The 18,349-nt window shown below is 66.6% G+C and carries 14 protein-coding genes; 10 read left to right on the forward strand and 4 right to left on the reverse strand.

From position 1 onward, the window contains the following. Positions 1–29: 29 nt before the first annotated feature. Entirely contained in the window at positions 30–857 is an 828-nt protein-coding gene (locus tag ABH926_RS35175) for a heavy metal-binding domain-containing protein (RefSeq protein WP_370370282.1), read from the reverse strand. 162 nt (positions 858–1,019) lie between these two features. Between ABH926_RS35175 and ABH926_RS35180 the strand changes: the two genes are divergently transcribed. From ABH926_RS35180 to ABH926_RS35190, 3 genes are all read left to right on the forward strand, one after another. Beyond that, positions 1,020–1,922: a YDG/SRA domain-containing protein gene (locus tag ABH926_RS35180; protein WP_370370283.1), complete on the forward strand. Its 903-nt coding sequence runs from the start codon at positions 1,020–1,022 to the stop codon at positions 1,920–1,922. 218 nt (positions 1,923–2,140) lie between these two features. Further along, positions 2,141–2,731, forward strand: coding sequence for a hypothetical protein (locus tag ABH926_RS35185; protein ID WP_370370284.1), 591 nt, complete (start codon positions 2,141–2,143; stop codon positions 2,729–2,731). 60 nt (positions 2,732–2,791) lie between these two features. Continuing rightward, positions 2,792–3,103: a hypothetical protein gene (locus ABH926_RS35190; protein ID WP_370370285.1), complete on the forward strand. Its 312-nt coding sequence runs from the start codon at positions 2,792–2,794 to the stop codon at positions 3,101–3,103. Positions 3,104–4,004: 901 nt separating this feature from the next. On the opposite strand, the gene ABH926_RS35195 is transcribed toward ABH926_RS35190, so the two are convergent. Beyond that, complete coding sequence (locus ABH926_RS35195; protein WP_370370325.1) at positions 4,005–4,577, reverse strand: epoxide hydrolase N-terminal domain-containing protein; 573 nt, start codon at positions 4,575–4,577, stop codon at positions 4,005–4,007. Between the two features lie 52 nt (positions 4,578–4,629). Here ABH926_RS35195 and ABH926_RS35200 point away from each other — a divergent pair, with 52 nt between their 5' ends. From ABH926_RS35200 to ABH926_RS35215, 4 genes are read left to right on the forward strand one after another with little or no spacing between them, the layout of a single operon-like run. Beyond that, positions 4,630–6,255 carry a TIGR02677 family protein gene (locus ABH926_RS35200; protein WP_370370286.1) on the forward strand — a complete coding sequence of 542 codons (1,626 nt, stop codon included), beginning with the start codon at positions 4,630–4,632 and terminating at the stop codon, positions 6,253–6,255. After that, on the forward strand, positions 6,252–7,490 hold the full coding sequence (locus tag ABH926_RS35205) for a TIGR02678 family protein (protein WP_370370287.1): 1,239 nt from the start codon (positions 6,252–6,254) through the stop codon (positions 7,488–7,490). The genes ABH926_RS35200 and ABH926_RS35205 overlap by 4 nt, the downstream gene beginning before the upstream one ends. Next, a complete protein-coding gene (locus ABH926_RS35210; RefSeq protein ID WP_370370288.1) occupies positions 7,487–11,653 on the forward strand; it encodes a TIGR02680 family protein in 4,167 nt (1,388 codons plus the stop codon). The genes ABH926_RS35205 and ABH926_RS35210 overlap by 4 nt, the downstream gene beginning before the upstream one ends. Beyond that, the gene (locus ABH926_RS35215; RefSeq protein WP_370370289.1) at positions 11,650–12,975 is read left to right on the forward strand and encodes a TIGR02679 family protein; all 1,326 of its coding nucleotides are present in this window, start codon (positions 11,650–11,652) and stop codon (positions 12,973–12,975) included. The genes ABH926_RS35210 and ABH926_RS35215 overlap by 4 nt, the downstream gene beginning before the upstream one ends. Positions 12,976–13,548: 573 nt before the next feature. Here ABH926_RS35215 and ABH926_RS35220 read toward each other — a convergent pair. Next, a complete protein-coding gene (locus tag ABH926_RS35220; protein WP_370370290.1) occupies positions 13,549–14,163 on the reverse strand; it encodes a transposase family protein in 615 nt (204 codons plus the stop codon). Between the two features lie 566 nt (positions 14,164–14,729). Here ABH926_RS35220 and ABH926_RS35225 point away from each other — a divergent pair. The 3 genes from ABH926_RS35225 to ABH926_RS35235 all read left to right on the forward strand — a co-directional run bounded on the left by ABH926_RS35225 (position 14,730) and on the right by ABH926_RS35235 (position 17,479). Beyond that, complete coding sequence (locus tag ABH926_RS35225; protein ID WP_370370291.1) at positions 14,730–15,215, forward strand: DUF4365 domain-containing protein; 486 nt, start codon at positions 14,730–14,732, stop codon at positions 15,213–15,215. Beyond that, positions 15,212–16,366: a hypothetical protein gene (locus ABH926_RS35230; protein WP_370370292.1), complete on the forward strand. Its 1,155-nt coding sequence runs from the start codon at positions 15,212–15,214 to the stop codon at positions 16,364–16,366. The genes ABH926_RS35225 and ABH926_RS35230 overlap by 4 nt, the downstream gene beginning before the upstream one ends. Before the next feature lie 696 nt (positions 16,367–17,062). After that, positions 17,063–17,479: a hypothetical protein gene (locus ABH926_RS35235; protein ID WP_370370293.1), complete on the forward strand. Its 417-nt coding sequence runs from the start codon at positions 17,063–17,065 to the stop codon at positions 17,477–17,479. 238 nt (positions 17,480–17,717) lie between these two features. Here the strand turns inward: ABH926_RS35235 and ABH926_RS35240 are convergent, their stop codons facing one another. Beyond that, positions 17,718–18,227: a hypothetical protein gene (locus ABH926_RS35240; RefSeq protein ID WP_370370294.1), complete on the reverse strand. Its 510-nt coding sequence runs from the start codon at positions 18,225–18,227 to the stop codon at positions 17,718–17,720. Between the last annotated feature and the right edge of the window lie 122 nt (positions 18,228–18,349).

Genomic DNA, 18,349 nt, shown 5'->3' on the forward strand with positions numbered 1-18,349 from the left:
GCCTGATGGCCCTTTTCCTTTACCGCTTCTCAGCCTGACAGCGGCATCGTCATCTGCGGCGACACCGGCGAGACGTCCTGATGCAGCTTGCTGACCGCGGTACCCATCGCGAAGAACTCGATGGCGTGCTCGCCCCACACCCAGTCGTTCTCGTGCACCGTGACGCCGACGATGCCGTCCGCGCCGACCTGGTTGCCCTCGTACTGCATGCGGCTCATGGCGATCTCGCGCGCGTCGTAGACCGCTTGCGTGTAGGTGCCCAGCTCCGTGTTCTGGCCCGAGGCCTGGAGCGCCTGCCGGAAGGTGAGGTGCGCGACGTGGTAGACACAGGTCCCCAGCACCAGCGCCCGCGGCACCCAGCCGTGCTGCCACAAAGTCCAGAAGTCCTGCCCCGACAGGTGCGAGGTGAACGGCCGCCCCGCAGGCGTCCGCAACGGCATGTTGCTGTTCTCGGCCTTCACCGCAGTCCCCACCGCGACGAACTCCATGATCTCGGCCGAGAACGCATACCGCCGCGCCCGCACCTCCACCCCGATGATCCCGTCGGCACCGAGCATGTCGGCCTCAGCCTCCATACGCGCCATCGCCAACTCCCGCGCGGTGTACATCGCCTGCGTCAGGACGGACAGCTCCTGACTGGTGTTCCACCGCGTGGGCTGAATACCGATGTGGTAAATGCTCGTCCCCATCACCAGCCCGACAGGCGTGAAGCCCGCCTGCGTCGCCAGCACGAACTCATTCACCGACAGGTCGGAGGTGAAGCAGGGGCGCCCCTGCTGCGACTGCGCGAGCCGCCCCCTCGCCGATTCCGGCAGGGGCTGTTGCTGCTGGGATATCGGTCCATTCTGCTGTGCCATCAGTCTCTCCTCGTGCACTCGTCGCGCGTCGGCGCCGACAGCCAGCCGGCGCACTGATCGTAGAACGGGAAGCCCTCATGCACGCCCGCCGACCAGCCCGTATCGCGCGCCAGGAAACGACAACGCTTCAAGTTCGTCAGCGGGCTGTGGCACCCTCATTGCATGGCACGAACGTTTGGGCATGTTCCGGGCTACCCAGAGGGAACAACCTTCAATAACCGTCATGCCGCACATGAGGCAGGCGTTCATAGGCAGACACAGGCCGGCATCACGGGAACCCCGCTTGAAGGCGCTGAATCCATCGTCTTGAACGGCGGCTACAAAGACGATGAGGACTACTGGGACACGATCGTCTACACCGGTCACGGAGGGCAAGACGCTCGCGGGAACCAAGTCGACGATCAGTCATTCGACGATCCGGGCAACGGGGCGCTGGTGCGCAGCGCCCTCGAACGACAGCTCGTGCGAGTCCTCCGTGGACCCGAGGGCGACAGGGATCATTCCCCTCCCTCCGGTTACCGCTACGACGGTCTGTACTCGGTCGAGCGGTACTGGATGCAGGACGGGCTAGACAACTTCAAGGTCTGTCGTTTCCTCATGGTCAAGGTCCTCGAGGACGAGAACGGCCGACCCTACCTCAGCCACTCGCCAGGTGACGAAGGCCTCGACGCTGAAGATGAAGCCGGCCCCGCACCCCGGGTACCGAATACGGGTAGCCGCGTCGCTCGCAAGAGTTCGGTCATAGACCAGGTCAAGTCATGGCATAAGAACCAGTGCCAGATCTGTGGCAAGACGCTCAAGGTTGCCGGCGGCGCGTCGTACAGCCAAGGGGCACACATTCGTGGTCTAGGCAAGCCGCACTACGGCCCAGACGCTACGAGCAACGTCTTGTGCCTCTGCCCGAACGATCATGTCCTCTTCGACAACGGTGCCCGTTACCTCACGGATGACTTCCAGATCATCGACGCGATCGATGGCCACACGGTTGGTGTGCTCCGCCAGCATCGGAGTCACAAGATCGACAGTAACCATGTGCGATATCACCGTAGTTTGTGGGTTGCCTGACCTCGCCGTGAACAAGAATGCCGCCGGATCACGATCCGGCGGCATCAAAAATAGCTTGAAGGACACGACGGACAGCCGCCGGCTACATCAACCGAATGGCCTAGACACCATCGGGCTTCCGCAGGTACGCGACGCCGCGCCGCTCCGCCCAGGTCCTGGTCCCGCCGCCCAGGCCTAGGGTGGGGAGGAGGCTTCCGACTCCGGAAAGGAGTACGGCCATGTCCGTCGGAGTCACATTGGAATTCCCGGCCGCCACCACCGAGCAGTACGACACCACATGCGCACTGATGGGCCTCACACCGCGTGGACCGGGTCCGTCGGGGCTGTTGTTCCACTGGGCGAGAGTCGACGGCGCCGGCATGGTACTCACCGATGTCTGGACCAGCCGCGAACGCTTCGAGGAGTTCGCCCGCGACCAGATCGCGCCGCTCAGCCGGCAGGCGGGCGTCACGGAACCGCCGACGACCACGTTCGACGACGTCTACAACTACCTTGGCGCCGGCCCGCTCGCGGACACGATCACCCCCATAGCGGTGGTCATGGAGTTCGAGGGCGAGATGCGCCAGTACGACGAAGTGATGGACCTGATGGAATTCGCCCCGCAGAGCACCGGCGCGGACGGCGGCCTGTTCCACTGGGTCACCGAGACCGAGGGCGGCGCGCGCACCACCGACGTGTGGCAGGACCGCGCCACGTTCGACGCGTTCGCCGAGTCCCACATCATCCCGTACACCGCGAAGGTCGGCGTCGCACCCGCCACCTCGGTGACGATGTACGACGTCTACAACTACTTCACCGCGGGCGCGTAGCGGTGCCGACCGACGGCACGCGATGGACCGCTCCCGCGAGATAGGCAAGGAGGTGCGAAGGTGACGGCGTTCATCCAGATCATGGAATACGAGACGAGCCACGCCAAGGAGTTCGACGCGCTGCTCGACGAATGGATCACGGCGACCGAAGGCAAGCGAACGGCCACCCACGACGTGCACACCCAGGACCGGGACCACTCCGGCCGCTACGTGGACATCATCGAGTTCCCGTCCTACGAAGCGGCGATGCGGAACAGCGAGCTGCCCGAGACCCAGCGCATCGCCGGGCAGATGCGCGAGCTCTGCGACAGCGAGGTGCGGTTCATGAACCTCGACGTCTTGCGCGACGAGGCACTGGTGGGCAGTAAGTGAGACGTGTTCGGAAACGCCGAATGCGGCGCCATCTCGAAAGATGGCGCCGCATTCGCAAATACAACCGCTGCCCTCTAACCGCGCCCGGAGTGCTCCCCGAAGAAGGCCCGCATTCCACCGGCGAGCAACTCGGGCTCCTCGAACGGCAGGAAGTGACCGCCGACCGTCGCCGAACGCCGGCGCCGCACGTCGCCGCAGCTGCGGTGCCATCCGGCGTGGATATTCGCGGTCCTCGATCCCCAGTGTCGCGGCGAGCGGGACGGTGGCAATGGGCGCGGCTCGTTGTGGTGGTAGCCGAAACGGGTACGGAACGACGAGCCGATGCATCCGGTGAACCGGTACAGCGCCACCAGCGTCAACAGGTCGTCGCGGCTGAAACGGGGCTCCAGCCTCCCGTCGTGGCCGGTCCACGCGTAAGAACTTGTCGAGGATCCAAGCCGCCAGACCGATCGGCAAGTCGTTGAGCGACGCCGCGGCAGTGTCCGGACGTGTCTCTTGCATCGCGCTGTAGCCGAAGTCGGACTCGTCGAACTTCTTCAGCGAGTCCGTCAAGGCCTGCTCGTCCGGATCGAGCGGGGGTCGGCCGGGCCGACGGTGGGCATCTTCGCGTGCAGCAGGTGGATCCCCGAAACTGCTCGGGATGCCGGATCGCCAGCCAGTTCGTGATATCGGTCCCGACGTCCGAGCCGTATGCGCCGAACCGGTCATAGCCAAGCTCCGTCATCAGCTTCGCCCAGACGTCTGCGATCGCCGCCCGCGTGTGCGGACCTTGCAGCGGATCGGAGAAGACCAACCCCGGACGTGGACGGGGATCACCAGGTCAAAGTCTTCCGCCAGCAACGGTGACAGCTTTAGCAACTCGGTGAACGCGTTCGGCCAACCATGGCTCAACAATAAGCATTCAACTCCGACTCGAAGCCCGCCAGTCGAACTCCTCCCGCCAGTACCGACCCAGCTCAGCCAGGTAACCGCAGTCCATCCCGGCCGACCACGGCTCCCCCGGCGTCGGGTGCGGCAGCTGGGTGCGCGCCAGGCGCTCCCGCAGATTGGCGAGGGCATCCTCTGCCGAACTGCTTGTATCCCCACCAGACACAGTTTTCACCGTAGTCGATACTGGCGCAGAGCGCTTGGCCGATCGCAGAGCGCGATCCTGGCGGAGAATCGCAAACCCGCTTCTCGCAAGTCCGACCAAAACGCAAATGCTCGCCCCTGATCGATCACCCGATCCGTTGGCCCTCGAACTCGAACGCCACCAACTCCTCACGCGTGACGATCGGCACGTCCCCGCGTGCTTGCAGCCACGCGAACGTCGCCTCACGGAACCGCCTGTCGAACGCCTCACTTCGAACGCTGTTACGCCCCACGCCGGCACCTTCCCACGACGGCCGGCACGGGGTCCACCGGAGCGGCCGGCATCCCGTCCGGACGAGCCGCAATCGCAGGGTTGACCCGATTCCACACGATGGCGGGCCATCACGTGTCCGATTCACCCGTTTGGCTCTGAGCCGACCCACCCGGCTGCCACAATGGACGCCGTGACCGACGTGCCGACGCCGCAGCCGTTCGCCTATCTCGGCGCCCCGAACGCGCAGCTCTACAGCACGGCGCTCAGCGTTTTCGCCCTGGCCAAGCAGCGCTTCACGGTGCATCTGCGGCCCGAGGACGTCCTGGCCGACTGGCCACGAAACTCCGATCCGATCGTCCCGCCCGCCGACGTCCCGCCGCTTCCCGACCCGGACGCCCTGATCCAAGCCCTCGACAAGCTCGTCGAATGGGGCAACCTCCGCTCCGACGCCGACACGGGTCGGGTGACCACGGTCGAGGACTTCAACCGCGCCCGCAAGATCTACCAGCTGACCCGACACGGCCAAGCCGCGCTTTCCGCGATCGAGCACTATGAACAGGCCCTCGGTCTTCGCGGGCGCCTGCAGACAGTGGCCCTGGCCGACATCGCCGAACAGCTCACCGCCCTCCTGGTCCACGCCGAGGCATCGGAGGCACCGGACCAGGCCACCGTCGGGCTGCTGCTGTTCGCCCTCACCGAACGCTTCACCGGCCTGGCCGACAACGCTGAAGCATTCATGTCCTCGCTCCGCCGCGCGGTGGACTTCACCGACGGCGACGAGGACGCGTTCCTGGCCTACAAGGACCGGCTGATCGAGTACATCGACAAGTTCATCGCCGACCTGGCCAACCGCGGCGCACAAATCGCCGGATTGATCGAGAGGATCGAGACCGCTGGGATAGTGCGGATTCTGGAGGCCGCCGCCCGCCGTGAGGCGGTGGACGCCGTGCCGGACCACCACGCGGACGCCGACAGTTTCGACACCTACACCGCCGCGGTCCAATCGGCGGTCCGTGACTGGGAGAACCGCTGGCGCGGGCTTCGCGAATGGTTCGTCAGCGCCGGAACCCGACGCCCGTCCCAGGCCCGCCTGCTGCGCAACGCGGCGGTCAGCGGCATCACCAATCTGGTGAACACCGTGGCCGTCCTCAACGAACGACGCGGCGGCCGCTCGGACCGGTCTGCCGACTTCCGCGCGCTGGCGCGGTTCTTCGCCCAGGCTCCGGACGACGGCGCGGCACACCGGCTCTGGCGTGCGGCGTTCGCCCTCGCCCCGGCCCGTCACCTGACAGTCGACGCCCAGACCGAAGACGCGTGGGAGGCCGCCGAATACCAGCCAGGAACCCCGTGGGCCGATGCCGAACCCCTGCGGATCAGCCCCAGGCTGCGCGAGACCGGTTCCTACGAGCGGCGCGGCAGCGCGAACAAGGCGATCGACCGTGAAGCAGGCCGTCGGAAACTCGCCGAACTGGCCGAACGCCAGGCAGCCGAGATCGCCGAGGCCCGGCGCCTATTGGCCACCGACGGCCCGGTCCTCCTGTCGGAGCTGGCCGGCCCGGACGGCCTGGATCCGCGTGCGTTCCAGCTGTTCCTGTCCGTCCTGGGAGACGCGCTGGCCGCGCGCCGCCCCGGCGTCTCCACGACGACGGCCACCAGCGGCGACGGCACGATGGAGATCCGGCTCAAGCTCGTCGACGCCGCGAGGATCGTGCGGATCCCGACCGCAGACGGCACGCTGTCCGGCCCGGAACACGTGATCGAGATCATCGACCTGTCCGCGCACGGCCGGGAGGACCGGCACCGATGACTGTCCTGGACACCACGCCGCTCACGCCGTCCGCACCGGCCACGACCACTGCCGCCGACCACGATGTCGAACGCCGCCGCGCCGCCCGGGCCCTGCTGGCCTCACCGCTGCTGACCGCCCGCGACGACGACTTCCGCCTGGTCCGCAAACACGCCGCAGCACTGACCAGCTGGTTCGCCGAGCAGGCCGGCTGGCGGCTGGCCGTGGACGCCGAGACCGCACGCCTGTTCAAAAAGCCGGCCGACCTGGGTGACGCGACTCGCGCAGCGCGCACGCCGAAAACCAAAGTCCCGTTCACCCGGCGCCGCTACGTGCTGCTGTGCCTGGCCCTGGCGGTGCTGGAGCGTTCGGAGTCGCAGACCACGCTGGGCCGTCTGGCCGAGGGGGTGCTGACCGGCGCGGCAGACCCGGCGCTGACCGAAGCGGGAATCACCTTCGCCATGGAACGCCGCGAGGAACGCGCCGACCTCGTCGCCGTCGTCAGACTTCTGCTGTCCTGGGGCGTGCTCACCAGGGTCCAAGGCGATGAGGAGGCCTTCGTCTCCGACGGCGGCAACGACGTCCTCTACGACGTGGACCGCCGGGTCACCGGCGGGTTGCTCGCGACGTCGCGCGGCGCGTCCACCGTGACCGCCCCGGCCTTCGAGGAGCGCCTGACGGCGCTGGCAGCAGAACCGCTGCCCGACACCGACGACCTGCGCCTGCGCTCGCTGCGGCACGCGATGACCCGCCGCCTGCTGGACGACCCGGTCGTCTATTACGCCGACCTCACTGAGTCCGAACGCGCCTATCTGGTCAACCAACGTGTCGCCATCACCCGCCGCATCACGGAGCTGACCGGCCTGATCCCCGAGATGCGCGCAGAAGGCATCGCCATGGTCGACCCGGATGACATGCTCACCGATGTCCGCATGCCGGAACAGGGCACCGACGGCCACGTCACCCTGCTGATCGCCACCAAACTCGCCACCGACGGCAGAGCCCCGTCCCTGCTGGAGCTCACCGGCTTCATCCAAGCCCAGGCCAAGGTCCACGCCTCATACTGGCGTAAGACCGCACAGGAACCCGCAGCAGCCGCCGACCTGGTTGAGCAGGCTGTCGCCAAGCTCGAAGCCCTCAAACTGGTGGTCCGCGTCCCCGACGACCACGGCGAGCCGCGGATCCACCCGCGCTCGGCGCTGATGCGCTTCGCCATGGCCGAACCGACGATCAAGAAGGCCGGAGTCCGCTCGTGAACACCCCGACCACGTCCACGACCGAAGCGCTGCCCCAGCCGGTCCGCGAACGCTGGCAGCCGCTGCGCGCGGGCCTCATCGACGTGTTCTACTACGACGCCGAAGAGTTCCGCTTCCACGACGGCCGACTGCTGCTGCGCGGCAACAACGGCACCGGCAAGTCCAAGGTCCTGGCGCTCACGCTGCCGTTTCTGCTGGACGGGGAGCTGATCCCGTCCCGCGTCGAACCCGACGGCGACCGCAACAAGCGGATGGAGTGGAACCTCCTGCTCGGCGACAAGCACCCGCACGACGAGCGCCTGGGGTACACGTGGCTGGAGTTCGGCCGGATCGGCGACGACGGAGTGCCGCTGTACCGGACCATCGGGTGCGGCCTGAAGGCCGTGCGCGGGAGGGGCATCGCCGATCACTGGTTCTTCGTCACCGACCAGCGCGTCGGGCCGGAGCTGCCGCTGCGCAACGAACACCGCGTGTCGTACTCCCGCAAGACGCTGGAGGAGAAAGTCGGGCCACACGCGGTGTACACCACCGCCAAGGCGTACCGCCGCGCGGTGGACGAGGCACTTTTCGGGCTGGGCTCCGAACGCTACGAAGCCCTCGTCAACCTCCTGATTCAGCTGCGGCAACCGCAACTGTCGAAGAAGCCTGACGAGAAGCTGCTGTCGAAGGCCCTCACCGAGGCGCTGCCGCCGCTGGCCGACAATCTGGTCGGGGAGATCGCCGAGGCCTTCCGGGGTCTGCAAGACGAGCGGGACACGCTGACCGCCCTGGTCGAGGCCCACAGCGCGGCTTCAGCCTTCCTCTCCCATTACCGCCGCTACGCCCAGGTCGCCGCCAAGCGCACCGCCGCGGGAGTGCGGCACGCCCATAGCAAGTACGAGCAGCTGGGGCGCGATTTAGGCGCGGCGACGACGGCCCGAGAGGAGGCACACACCGCGTTCACCGCCGCCGAGCACGAACTGGCCGAACTCGAAGAACGCAAGACCCTGTTGTCCGCGCAGAAGGACGCGTTGAACCGCGACCCCGCGATGGACACCGCTCGCGAGATCGAACGGCTGGCGGCCTCAGCCGACGCGCTGGCCGGCGTTGCGCGCAGTCGTGCGGACGACCGCCACCGCGTGCTACGGGACGCTGAAACCTGGACGGCCCGCGCCGCGACGGCTCGAGGCAACGCCGAAACCGACGCGGACACCGTCCAGGCGCAGCACCGCGACGCCGAGGCCGCAGCCGAGACCGCAGGCATCGATCACTCCGCCGTCCGCGCTGCCATCGCAGTACTCGACGCCGCACCGTTCGACGCCTCGCCGACGCGCACGTCCGCCGAGGCACTGATCCGCGACCGCCAACAGGCGATCAACGGTTTGCGTGGTCTGCACACGGCATCCGACGTGGCCGCACGCCAACTGGGGGCGGCGCGGGCCGCTGCCGAGCGTGCTGCGGCGACCGCGACCGCCGCAGCAGAGCAGGCCGTCGCCGCCGCCGATACCGTCGCGGCGTGCGGCGCATCCCTGATCAGCACATGGGAGACCTGGAGCGCCGACTGTTCCGAGATCGTGCTGCTGGATCGCGAGGAGGCGCTTTCCGAGCTCGGGCTCTGGGTCAGCACGCTCGACGGCCCGAACCCGATGATGGTTCGGGCCGACGAGACCGGCCGCTCCCATGCCGCCTCACTGAACCGCCGCAGTGCGGAGATCGACGCCCGGCGCGCCCACGTCGAAAGGGCCCGGTCCGTCATCGCCGAAGAGATCGCCAGCCTGGAGCAGGGGCACCACAGCGCCCCGCCGGTCCCGCACACGCGTGAGGCGGATACCCGCCTGGACCGGCCAGGTGCACCTCTGTGGAAGGTCGTGGACTTCCACGACCACATCGCGGAGCCGGACCGCGCCGGCCTGGAAGCCGCGCTGGAGTCGTGCGGCCTCCTGGACGCCTGGGTCTGTCCCGACGGCCGGCTGACCGACGCCGTCGGCGACACGCTCGTCTCACCAACCGGCCCGGCTCCCGGCGTCACCCTTGCCAAAGCCCTACGCCCCGCGATCGACACGGCTGATCCTCAGGCAGCCGCGCTCAACGAGCCGACCGTCGCGGCCGTCCTGGCCGCGATCGGCGGCGTCCCGGGCGGCGACGACGGCGACCATCACACCTGGGTCAGCCCGGACGGACGCTTCCGCCTGGGCGCGCTGCGCGGCAGCTGGCGCAAAGAATCAGCCCTCTACATCGGCGACGGGGCACGGGAAGCCGCGCGCCGCGCGCGTCTGGCCGATCTCGCCGAACAGGCCGCCGTCCTGAAGGCACAGATCGAAGAACTGGCCGACTCCTCGCACGCCGTCGCCGCGCGCTTGGACACCCTCGCCGAGGAGCTTCGCACCCAGCCGTCCGACGCGGCACTGCGCGATGCCCACAGCCGCGCCGCGACTCATGCCGAAGCGGCTCGGGTCGCCGCCGACCTGCGCGAGGAGGCTCTCGCAGCTGTCGAGCCCGCGGCCGAGGCAGCGCAGGAGGCCACGTCGGCGCTGCTCGCCTTCGCCGAGGACGTCCGCCTGCCCGCGGACCTCGGCGCGCTGGAGTCCGTGGCCGAAGCACTGAACGAATACCGGACAATCCTGTCCGGGCTGTGGTCGGCGCTGACCACGGCGAGCCGTTCCGCGGCCGAGGCCGCCGACGCCGAAGCCCGGCGGCACGATGCCACCGCCCGCCTGGCCGAAGCCGACGACGCGGAACTCACCAGCCGGTCCGCCGCCGAAGCCGCAGCCGAACGGCACCGCACCCTGGTGGCAACCTCCGGCGCGGCGGTGGAAGAGCTCTACCGCCGCCTCGAAGCGGTCGGCTCGGCTTTCACAGCCACCGAAGCCGCCGTGAAGTCCGTCGGCGCCCGCCGAGAACAGGCTCTCAAGGACCGTGAACGCGCCGAAGGCCGCCGCCAGCAGCTCCAGGAGGACATCGCGGAGGCGACCACCGGCCGCGACGAGGCCATCGCCGCCCTGCGCCGCTTCACCGCCACCGGCCTGCTCGCGGCCGCGCTGCCAGACCTCGAACACGCCGATCCCGCCGACACGTGGGTCCCGGCCCCGGCGGTCGCCCTGGCCCGCGCCGCCGACGCCGCACTGACCGCCGTCGACGACGCCGACAGCGCGTGGGAACGCGTCCAGCAACGGGTCTCGCGCGAGCAGCAGGAGCTGTCCGGCGCACTGGCCCGCCACGGCCACCAGGTCGGCATGACCCTGCAGGACGGCCTGATGGTCGTGGACGTCCAGTTCGCCGGCCGCACCCAGGACGTGCCGTCGCTGGCCGCAGCCCTGGACACCGAAGTCGCCCAGCGCACCCGCCTGCTGTCGGCGAAGGAGCGCGAACTGCTGGAGAACCACCTCGTCGGCGAAGTCGCCGGGGCCCTCCAGGAATTGATCACGGAGGCCGAGAACACCGTCAAGGCGATGAACGACGACCTCGAAGCCCGGCCCACGTCCACCGGCATGGCCCTGCGCTTGATCTGGCGCACCGCGAAGAACGCGCCGGAAGGCCTCGACGCCGTCCGCAACCGGTTGCTGCGCAAGGCCGTCGACGCGTGGAGCCCCGCCGACCGCGCCGCCGTCGGCGAGTTCCTTCAGCGCCGCATCGCCGACGACCGCGCGGCAAACCCGGCGGACACCTGGCACGACCAGCTCACCCGCGCCTTCGACTACCGCGCCTGGCACGAGTTCGGCATCCAACGCCGCGCGGACGGCACCTGGATCTCAGCCGCCGGCCCCGCCTCCGGCGGCGAGCGGGTCCTGGCCGCGTCCGTCCCCCTGTTCGCCGCCGCTTCCTCGCACTACTCCTCCGGGAACCGGCACGCCCCACGACTGATCGCCCTGGACGAGGCGTTCGCGGGCGTCGACGACGACTCCCGCGCCAAATACCTCGGCCTGGTCGCCGAATTCGACCTGGACGTCGTCATGACCTCCGAACGAGAATGGGCCTGCTACCCCACCGTGCCCGGCATCGGCATCGCACAGCTGGCCCGCACCGAGGGCGTGGACGCCGTCCTGGTCACGCCGTGGCGCTGGGACGGACGCGATCGCGTCCGCCTACAGCGAGCTGAGCCGTACCTGCCGCCCCAGCGCACCCGTGAAAGCGACTCGCCATCCAGTGACGCCGACGGCGCGTTGTTCGACCTCGGATCCCGATGACCGACCGCACCCCGGCTGCGGCCCTCGACATGCCGCGCCTGCAGCGCCTGCTCGGCTCCCCGGACATGGCATGGCTGGTGGACCGGGTCGCCGAACGCATCGCCTCCGGAACCGAACCAGCCGACGGCACAGCCACGCTGGCCGATCCGTCCCCGGCCCAGCGCCGCGCTCTCGAACTTCTCCTCGGCCGGCCACCAGGGCGCGGCAAGTCCCTGACCGCACGCCTGCCAGACATCGACACCGTCTTGAGAGAATCAGGGATCAGCCCGGAGGGCCTGGACGCCGCCGTCAATGCCCTCCGCGGCCCGATCACCGTCCGACGCGAGGCCGAAGCCGCTGCCGACCGCGCCTGGGACTCAGCCCTCGAGCCACTGGAACGGCTTGCAGCCGATCGCCCGGAATTGACCCGCTGGTTGCAGCAGGTGCGGGCCACGGGCCTGCTCAAACGACAGGCAGCAAACCCGGCATCTGGAGCTGAGCTTGCCGAGCAGGCCGCACGCGTCCTGTCCGCCCTGCCGCACCCCGGCATCGTCCGACCTGTCTTCGCCGCCCAAACAGTCGGTCACGCGCACGCCCTGGACGACGGCCGGCCCCTCACGGCCCTCGTTCTGAGCGCCATCCGATCCCACGCGGGACTGGCGGCAACAGACACCGCCACCTCGGAGGGCCGCCGTGGCGCCTGGGCCGCCGTCGGCGTCGCCGCCGATGACTTGTCCTCCCGCATCCTGGTCCTCAACGTCCCGCCACCGCACAACGACAGCTTCCTCTCCCGACTCCTAACGCTCGGCGCCGCCACCGGTCAACCTCTGGTCCTGACCCTCCGCGACCTCAACAGCCTGCCAACCCCAACGGCTACGGACCGCACCATCGCCGCCGATCTGACCGGAACCACAATCAACGTCTGCGAAAACCCGGCCGTCGTCTCGGCAGCCGCCACCGCACTCGGCACCACCTGCCCACCCCTGGTCTGCCTGGAGGGCACTCCGTCCGTCGCCGCGAACCGGCTGCTCCGCCAACTGCTCGCCCGCGGGGCGAACCTTCGCTACCACGGCGACTTCGACTGGGGCGGCATCCGCATCGCCACCAGCGTCTTCAACCTCGCCGAACGTTGCGGCACCCCAGCCGCTCCCTGGCGATATGACAGCTCCGCGTACCTGGAGGCAGTCGCCCGGAAGCTCGGCACAACCCTCCCCCAGGCCAAACCCCGCGACACCCCCTGGGACCCGGACCTGCGGCATCACATCGAGACTCACGCACTCCGCGTCGAAGAAGAACACGTCATCGACGCACTCCTCACCGACCTGACACGTCACCAAACCTAGCCCCGTCTCGTGCATCGACGGCACCGCCAGCCCTTCGCTGCGGCTCTCGGCTACGGCGGCGCACTCCAGCCCGGGTCGGCCCGAAATCTCGGCGGCGACAATAACGCCGACCGCCCCTGAGCTGCGTTTTCCTGACCAACCCCCGGAAACAGAACCAGCCGGAATCCACGACTTGTGGATTCCGGCTGGATTCGCCCCGAGGCAGGTACACACGCCCTGACCTGCGGTGGAGCGTAGCTAAAACATACGTGGAGCCGGCGGGTATTCAATAATGCTCTACAGGCCATCGCAGCGACCTGCGGCTGAGCATATCCGCGAAGGGCCGTCCGCAAACTCAGACAGGCATCGGGCACAGGAAGGATCCAACAGAAGGCCGTGAGCAATTTGATCGCACATGGACCGCGACCGCAGACAACGAGGTCAGATCGGGCAGATCCGAACGACGTGATCACGATAGACCCAAATGGACAAGCATCAGCGTAGAGCGCCAGGCACTCGAGCCCCCAACCCCCCACGAGTAGCCGCACGATTGGGGTTGGGGCGTGCTGGCCTGGCGGTTCGGCTCCGAGGTGATCAGCAGGCCGTCGACCCGGCGAGGACAAGTTCGGTGCTGGGCCGGCGGGTCGGGCGCTTGGCCGCCTGGTCGGAGACCAGGGCGCCGATCGCGGTGATGACGTCGGGCAGGTCGTCGCGGTCGCCGGTCCAGCGTTGCAGGCTGGTCCACTGTTTCGGCTCGGCGATGGCGTGCTCGACCATGATCCGCTGTTGGGACTGGCGGCGACGGGTGTTGTCGTAGAAGTTGTGCTCACCAGGCCCGGAGTCCGCGCCGGGCTTCTTCCGGGGGTCGCTGACCTGGGCGGGGAAGTCCCGGACGAGTCCGGGGTAGCCGGAGTCGACCTCGGCGCGGACCCTGGGATGCAGGCGCAGCTGTTCTTCGATGCCTTCGGTGAGGACCTGGGTGACGTCATGCATCCGGCCCGGCCGGATGGCGCCGAACCACAGCGTCCGGCCCTGCCCATCGCTGATCATGGTGGCCTTGGCGGTGTTCTGCTTCTTCTTCCCGGACACGAACGCCTTGCGGCCTGGCCGCCCCGCCTTCGGGCGGCGGACCTGCACCTCGGTGCCGTCGATCCGCAGCCTCACCCCTTCGGCCTCGGCATAGGGGAACACGTCAGCCAAAGTGCGCAACTGGATCCCGGGACGATCCGCACAGCGAACCCGCGGGCCGCCAGCAGCGGACGGGATCTCGGCCACCGCCCGGGCCCAACTTGACTTCACACTCAGATGATCCCGCGCGCTCTTCGCGTTCTCATACCGGGTCGCCGCCCTGACGACCCCGACCGGACCAGCACAAGCAGCGATCAAGAACTCGCCTCTACTGTGCGGCTACTCGCTACCTGCAAAGCCCTAATTATGTACTCATTGATCAATAGCCTGAGCTCGCGACGCGGCTGACCTGCTCGCTGTCGTCGTAATAGCCGTGAGTGTCCGCCAGTAGCCGTGAGATCAGCCCTGTACGGGCACGAGCGAAACCGTGCGGCGTGGAGCGCTCGAACAGATGGCATACTGTTAGGACTCGTAAGCAATCGGTACCGGAGTCGCAGAGCGCACAGACGCAAGGCGCAGCGGCACGCATAATAAGGACGCTGCGGTGAACCGCAGCGGGGGGATCGCATGTCGATGCCAGTGACTAAGGCGTGAGCGACGACGCGTCCTCGGGGCCTCCCCCGATGGGCGGGTTACCACTGAGCGAGATGAAGCAGCAGTTCAGCGTCGCTTACATCCACGCCCGCGCAGCGATGGCCGGCTGCTCGATCAAGCGCCACGATACAGACTATGATGGCGTGGATATTACTGTCTCGTCGTCCGCCGACTACGGTAAGATCATTGGCGCGGAAATCGAAATTCAACTTAAATGCACGTCGCGAAAAGACTTAGTCGCCGATGACCACGTCAAGTGGAAGCTTGAATGTGACCGTCTAGCTTTAATTGCCAACCCGCGCAGGTTTCAAACCGCCTACCTCGGAGTGCTTGTAGTCCCAGAGGATCCAACACTGTGGCTTGACTATGATGAGGACACCTTGATGGGGAGAAGCATCATGTATTGGGTCAAGGCCACAGATCTCGGCATGCCGAAGCCCGGGAAAAAAACCCAAGTGGTTCATGTTCCCAAGAGTGTCTTCACTCCCAGCGCATTGCTTCATGCCTTGCGAGAAGTAAGCGCAGGTGATTATCAGTGAGTCAATTGAGCCGCGATGATTTTCGCGAGATTGCATCGACAGTGACCCCTCGCAGGGTCTCTCATTATCTCGCAACGACGTGGGATCTTGAATCGCGCGTTGAGGGAATCAAGGAGATTTGGCAACTGCGCGATGAAGACGGCAAACTTCAAGGCCGCATTATGCTACCCCTGGCGACTGATTACGTTGACTTCTTCGATCGATTTACCGAAGCGCTCAACATGGTCGGAAACGTCAGTGGTATGGATGCTAGCCGACTCATGGAGCAGATCCAGGAAACGCGAACTGATCTTCTATTAATTAGACTGGATCAGGTTGCGTCTGAAACCATCTCGTTCCATCAGGCAAAAACGACCATCGATGCAATCTATGACATCGTTCGTGATGCTGCTTACTTCACGATCGATCCAGAGCGCTTCAGGGAGCATCGTCGAGGAGCTCCTCCTGCATCTGTAGCCGACTTCCTTCGAGAGGACATAAGGCTGGGGCATACGAAGCGAGGCAGCTTCATTTTCACCTTGGTCGCAAGGTTGGGGGAAACAAATACAGGCGACTCGCGCCTGGAAGCTGACATGCCACTCGCACGTGAAGTCCTAACAAGCCTCGCGCGCAATGTTGAGAGGATCAGCACAAGGGGCGATAATCCACAGCGGGACGTTGAGCTAAATGAGCTTGATCTTCGCACCCGCCTGGTTAAACCTCTTCGAAAGATCACCGATTCGGCCGGAGTTCGATCCGTCGACCTTTCTTTCGAGTGGGCGTCAGGGGAGTCGCGGCCGGACGTTGGCCTACGACCGATCGTGTTGACGCGAGACATACTGTCAGAAGGCCCGCGCAATCCTATGATGGCCATAGAGGAAAGTAGTGCAGTTAGAATTGGCGAGCACAGGGCGATTACCGGATACGTTCAGTCGCTACGGCATAACGGTACCGACGGCGACGGAGTAGCCGAAATCTCTGCCGAGGTGGACGGCTTGCCAACCACGGTTACAGCGTACCTCTCTGCGGAGGCACACGAGGTGGCGATCCGCGCCTACAGCAATAGGACACCCTTAACCGTTGAGGGAGATTTAGTTTATGAGCGCAAATCTTGGGTGTTTCATGCAGTCTCGCGGGTAACGGGTCAGGGCAGCACGCTCTGGTCCCAGTAGCCGTAATGTTCGCTTTCGCTGTTCGCCCTTCTTCGCCGACCTTCTTAGTTTCCAGCTTCGACTTCACTGCGAAGGGTACGGCGCTGATGCACGCTGCCCTGCGGACAGTGACCATACGCGGGCAAGGCATACGTGGCTCGCGCACGATCGCTCGTGGAACAGCAAGGTGAGCACAGGCTGAAGTAACCACGCTTCCCCGTCTGTACGGAGCGCAACGCGGTCGCACGAAAGGGTACGCCAACAGGTCCAGCGTCGAGCCGGCAGACCAAGAGCAACCAGAAGCGGCCTTCGTGCCGAGCCGCCCGCCGCGCCCGGGACCGGCCGCCAGGCCGCACGCCCGGGATGCGGCGGGCCGGCGGCGGCGCGGTAGCGCCGCCTTGATCTGATACAGCTCAATTCGGCAATGCGCCGCGGTATGTCTCGCCGTGCTCCAGATACAAAGTGGTGGCCTGCGATCGGGCTTCGATAGCTGCTTTGATGCGGCGTGCGAGACGCGGGATCAGCAGCGTGTCGACAAGCTCCGGATCGTGGTAGGTGCAGCCGGACCCGTAAGCGCAAGTGGTGGCTGGGGCCCGGCACGCCGCTACTAGACCACGGGTACCGACTGATCATGGCCTCTACCCAGGCAGTATTCAGGAACGTGAGCGGTTCCTGGAGGAGCGGCTGCAGCTGTGGTCAGACGCAGCGGAGTCGGAGTTGCTGTTCGACGCCCGGTTGGAGGCTCTGTTCAAGCAGGGATGTGATCTCGTCACAAGCTTCGGTTTGGAGATTCTGACGCCGGAGCGGGGACAGTTTCTCATCGGGGATGTGCCAGCGCTCACCGTCCGACACGACCAAGCCGCCGCCGGGGTCCGCAACGGGATCGCTCTGGGTGACGCTCACTCAGTCGTGCTTCCCCTAGGTCCGCGGCAGTTGGCCGCCTTCGGCCCGGTAAGCGGCTACAGCACGATCCCGGTCAAACTGAGAGATCGACTCAACGGCATCCAGGTACAGGAAGCTGATCGCTACGTCTATTTCCGCCCCGGTAGTGGACTGGAGGAGTTCGTGCGCTCTCAGCCTCGAGTCCAAGCTGTCATCCGTGGCGCCGCTCGCCCAGGCTCTACCGCGACCTGATCACAAACCTACGATGGCTGCCCACCCGGGTTATCGGGGTGGCTGAAAGCCGCTAAGGAGGTGCTCCCATTGGCAACCTTCACTCGAGAACGAGCACCTGGGTGCACCCGGCAACTGCGGAGCCGATGGCGGACCACAGAACACCTCTTCGTCAGGGTTCGCCAACAGCTGCCGCACGAGATCCCAAAGCAGGCCGGCGCGCCAGGCCGACTGCCTGGCGCGCCCGCGTCAACCCTGTTCAGGGTGTCTTTCTCTGTGCGGTCCACCGAGCAAACCAGGCATGGGCACGGATGATGGCCTGGTCAGCTGGGTCTTTCGCCAGCAGGTCTTCGTATGCGGCTTCTCCACGTACGTTCATGTGGCCGGAATCGGGCGGCGGTAGCTCATCAATGGGGCGCCATCGAAAGAACACACCTGGCGTTATCGGAGGACGGAAAGGTGGGGCCAAGCCCTTGCGCTCGGCAACAAGGGCGAGCTGGTGAGTACAGCGGTTGCGCGCGTATCTCAAAGCCACCAGGTATCTACCGTCCGCGTCTACATCGCGCACATCCGCATAGCGCTGTCCGTCGAGCTTCTTGAAGGTCTCGTCGACACTCGCCGCCCACAGCAGCGTCTCGGAAAGAGGAATGAAAACGGCGGTCACATCCTCCGAGTCGTCCGCTGCCGCTCGGTAACGATCGCCAGCGTGGCGGAAGCCTTCGAGAGCAAGAGCGAGCCTGTATTCGGGGTCGTTGAGAGCGACGGTCACGACGCCATAGTGGCACGAAGCGCTGACACCCATGGACAGTTCGAGATGCCCAGTCGAGGTGCTCCAAGGTCTTCTCGCCAGCACCTCCACGGCCGCAGGGGGCGACCCGTGATCGAACCACT

Source organism: Catenulispora sp. GP43 (genome assembly GCF_041260665.1).
In the GTDB taxonomy this organism is placed as follows: domain Bacteria; phylum Actinomycetota; class Actinomycetes; order Streptomycetales; family Catenulisporaceae; genus Catenulispora.